This window comes from Bacteroides sp. 1001302B_160321_D4 (assembly GCF_015667765.1).
GTDB classification, from domain to species: Bacteria; Bacteroidota; Bacteroidia; order Bacteroidales; family Bacteroidaceae; genus Bacteroides; species Bacteroides xylanisolvens.
In genome coordinates this window covers 1-3529 of sequence record NZ_JADPLO010000135.1, presented here as the reverse complement: position 1 = coordinate 3529, position 3529 = coordinate 1, and the positions used below count along the sequence as shown (strand labels likewise).

Annotated in this window: 5 protein-coding genes; 4 read left to right on the top strand and 1 reads right to left on the bottom strand. The window is 32.8% G+C overall.

Annotated features, from left to right (window positions below; genetic code table 11):
• Window positions 1-50 precede the first annotated feature (50 nt).
• Both KFO40_RS25380 and KFO40_RS25840 read left to right on the top strand, forming a co-directional pair.
• Window positions 51-1238, top strand: a complete 1188-nt coding sequence (locus tag KFO40_RS25380; protein ID WP_211146933.1) for a radical SAM protein — start codon at window positions 51-53, stop codon at window positions 1236-1238.
• A 12-nt stretch (window positions 1239-1250) separates the two neighbouring features.
• Window positions 1251-1382 carry a hypothetical protein gene (locus tag KFO40_RS25840; RefSeq protein WP_262896095.1) on the top strand — a complete coding sequence of 44 codons (132 nt, stop codon included), beginning with the start codon at window positions 1251-1253 and terminating at the stop codon, window positions 1380-1382.
• A gap of 174 nt (window positions 1383-1556) precedes the next feature.
• Here KFO40_RS25840 and KFO40_RS25375 read toward each other — a convergent pair whose 3' ends face one another.
• Window positions 1557-2105: a hypothetical protein gene (locus KFO40_RS25375; protein ID WP_211146932.1), complete on the bottom strand. Its 549-nt coding sequence runs from the start codon at window positions 2103-2105 to the stop codon at window positions 1557-1559.
• 312 nt (window positions 2106-2417) lie between these two features.
• Here KFO40_RS25375 and KFO40_RS25370 point away from each other — a divergent pair, with 312 nt between their 5' ends.
• Entirely contained in the window at window positions 2418-3014 is a 597-nt protein-coding gene (locus KFO40_RS25370) for a hypothetical protein (RefSeq protein WP_211146931.1), read from the top strand.
• A gap of 71 nt (window positions 3015-3085) precedes the next feature.
• Window positions 3086-3448 (top strand): DUF1622 domain-containing protein, encoded by a 363-nt coding sequence (locus KFO40_RS25365; RefSeq protein ID WP_061448521.1) that lies wholly within the window; start codon window positions 3086-3088, stop codon window positions 3446-3448.
• The last annotated feature ends 81 nt before the right edge of the window (window positions 3449-3529 follow it).

The following is a 3529-nucleotide window of genomic DNA, read 5'->3' as shown; positions in this document are numbered from 1 at the left end:
CAAAATATTCTATGCACTAATAAATCAAGTAAATCTATAAAAAAAGAAATATGGAAAATTCTTTATCCAACAGTCAGTCAATAAAAACAAATAGAGTATGCACATTGATGATAACACATATATGTAATCTCAATTGTGTCTACTGTTTTGAAAAACATAAATCAAATAAAAAAATGTCTTTTCAAATAGCAAAAGAAATATTAGAAAAAGAATTTAATCTTTATTCAAAAAAAGCTCGAAAGGACACACGATTAGCCATCGAACTTTTTGGTGGAGAACCCTTTACAAACTTCGCACTAATTAAAGATATATATGAATGGGTAAAAATAATAGCCCCATCCTTTAATTACATTTTCCAAATTACAACTAACGGAACATTGCTAACTGACGAAATAAAGCAATGGCTAATTAGAAGAAAAGAAGATTTTAGACTTGTCATATCAGTTGATGGCACAGAAACCATGCAAGAAAAAAATAGAGGATGCCATATATCCACACTCCCTATAGCCTTTGTTAAAGAAACATGGCCAAATTCTTATTTCAAACTAACTCTTTCTCACGACACACTTCGACATTATGCAGAAGGAGTTATCTCTTTATATGAAAAAGGATATAGAATTGCAAGTTCTTTAGCGGAAGGACAAATTTGGGAAGATAATGATATAAATATATACAAAAAAGAATTAGAAACTATTGGAAATTATTTCTTAACACATCCAGACAAACATATAGAACATCCTTTCAACTTTCTTTTCAAAGAGTACTTAGAGCCAAGAATAGATGATATAATTCCACGTAAAAATTGTGGGATAGGAACAACAATCGCAATATACGACACAGATGGAACTTCATATCCTTGTCATTTATTTCTACCTATGGTACATGGGAATCAAAATGTTTTAAAAGATATCAATAATATCGATTGGAGCGACCCTACACAATTAATCGATCAAGAATGTCAACACTGTTCAGCTTTAAAAATTTGCAAGACATGCTATGGATATAATTATTCTCAGCGTAAACATATTAGTCGTAGAGATAAAGGTATGTGCCATCTCCGATTAATAGAAGCACAAACCATTTCTGAATTCCAAATAAGATACTATACGAAGAAGGAGCAACTCACCAACTATGAATTATTGTCACTAAAAGCAGCTGTAGAATGTTATAAACACATCAAAGACTTATATTTCAATAAAAATAAAATCGGAGGTTATATACCTCCTAGTATTAATTAAAAAATAAATTATATGGAAAATTTAATTCAACAAGCTGAAATGCTACTCAAACAAAATGAAGAAGCTATAGCAAAAGTAGAAAACGAGATTTGTAATATAGGTTGTGAATTTTGCGCAAACTGTTCAGGTATCGTAGGAGGTTAAAAAAACAGAGCTAAAAAAGCTTTTAGACTCTTCATTTAATTATGCAAATAAAAAACTACGGGATTTCTCTCGTAGTTTTTATTATTTATTAGGAAGCTCTCTATTATTGATATAAGCTATAATTGACGCAGTACAAAAATGTGTTTACAAAAAAACATGTACACGCCTATATTATCATACACAACCTATAAATTTCAATATCATAAAGATTATAATTCCTCCCACGATTAATCCGCAACAGCCACCAGAAGAGCTAGAACTACTATTACTATTTCCTCCGCGTTTATACCCTTGTGGAGTTCGTGTATACATATTGGTTTTCTCGCGTCCTTTTGCATAAATCCCTTCCGATTCGTAGTTCACTTGCCAAATATGTCCTCTTCCGTCCTTTTCTCCGGCACTCCATTCACCCCAGAATACTTGTCCGCCGGAATAATAAAAGCCCCTACCACCTCTCTCACCCTGAGACCATTCTCCCAGATAAATGCCTCCATTATTAAAAACATATACACCAATCCCATGTCTTCTGTGGTTAGAGTCAACTTCACCCAAATAAACTCCATTTGAAAAAACATCTAATGTAGCACGTTCAATCCAAGATGAACTACAAAAATAGTATCTGAAACCATCTAATTCATCTATAAGACATCGTGGCCCATTATCATTATCTAAAAAGTCATAGATTGCAAAAAAAGCATCTCTTGAAATATGTTCTTTATCCATTTATTTATAATGTAAGTTTATAACGTACAAAGTAAATCGTTTTCAACTAATAAATTCACATTTATCTGTGGTAATCTAGACTATATTTTTGTAGCATATTCTTCACAAAAAGACTATTGGAACCATTAAAGAATACATTCCATTATTAATTTCAAAAGGAAAGACATGATATTAAAGTCTACTTCACATTAATAGCGAATAAAATAAATACAATTTATCAACTAAATTTTCTTGGAAATAAACCAAATAACTATATTTGCATAAACTCATAATCAATTAAATTATGGAATACATCAACGAATTTCACAAGCAATGGATAGAGCGTACTCGCAAGTCAATAGCATTATGGAGCAAGCAGCCAGCCTCATTAGAAGAAAAGAAGAAGCAACAAGAACGTTTGGACCAACAGAAAGCTATAAGAGAAGGCAAATTGAAGAGCTAATTTCATTTGCCAATTCAGACAATTTATGGATTTCCCCCTCTAATTTGAATATAGAATTCTTAAGTAAAGGTGGAGAAAATGAAGTCTATACAGGAAATGAAGATATAGTTGTAAAGCTGAACAACTTTGAGTACGCAGGCGATGATTTGGAGAACTTCTTCATCCGCATTGCTGCACACAACAAGTTCTTTGGCAATGTTCCCTATCAAATGATAGGTTTCTCTTATAACAGCCAACAAGAGTTCTGCGCCGTCCTCACACAACCTTATATATTAGCAGAACGTGAAGCTACAGAAGATGAAATTATTGTTTATATGGAAGCACTTGGTTTTGAAATGGACTACATAGATGAATTTCATAATAATGATTACGAAGTGTTTGACGCTGTCCCCAATAATGTACTTTATGGAATAGATGGAGATTTGTATTTTATTGATACACAAATTAGATTGAGAACTCAATCCTAACGAAAGATCTATTTGAGAACTAATATACAACTTCGCTTGTTTATATAACAGATACTAAACATTATACAACAATGCTACTCACATTCTTAAATACACTCGCCACTATCATCAGTGTCATCAGTCTACTGATTGTGACCTATGGTGTGCTCGTTGGTTTCGTTGCCTTCCTGCGCAATGAGATAAAACGGTTCAACGGAACTTATACCATTAATAATATCCGGCAGCTTAGAGCAGATTTCGGCAGTTACCTTTTGCTGGGACTGGAATTTCTAATCGCATCCGACATTCTGAAAACTGTAGTTGATCCTACTTTGGATGAGCTGGCAATCTTGGGCGGAGTTGTTGTAGTAAGAACTGTACTTTCTGTGTTTTTGAATAAAGAGATTAAAGAACTGGCAGAAGATGGTTCATCTAAGGAAATAAAGGAAATATAAGAAAGGTCAGCATTACTAACTTTCTCCAAAGCTGCGTGTTTTTATTACCGAATATTTCTATTTTTGACTACCTTTGCAAAA

Coding starts and splice junctions, on each gene's coding strand:
- KFO40_RS25380 (WP_211146933.1), top strand. CDS start 51: ATGGAAAATTCTTTATCCAACAGTCAGTCAATAAAAACAAATAGAGTA.
- KFO40_RS25840 (WP_262896095.1), top strand. CDS start 1,251: ATGGAAAATTTAATTCAACAAGCTGAAATGCTACTCAAACAAAATGAA.
- KFO40_RS25375 (WP_211146932.1), bottom strand. CDS start 2,105: ATGGATAAAGAACATATTTCAAGAGATGCTTTTTTTGCAATCTATGAC.
- KFO40_RS25370 (WP_211146931.1), top strand. CDS start 2,418: ATGGATAGAGCGTACTCGCAAGTCAATAGCATTATGGAGCAAGCAGCC.
- KFO40_RS25365 (WP_061448521.1), top strand. CDS start 3,086: ATGCTACTCACATTCTTAAATACACTCGCCACTATCATCAGTGTCATC.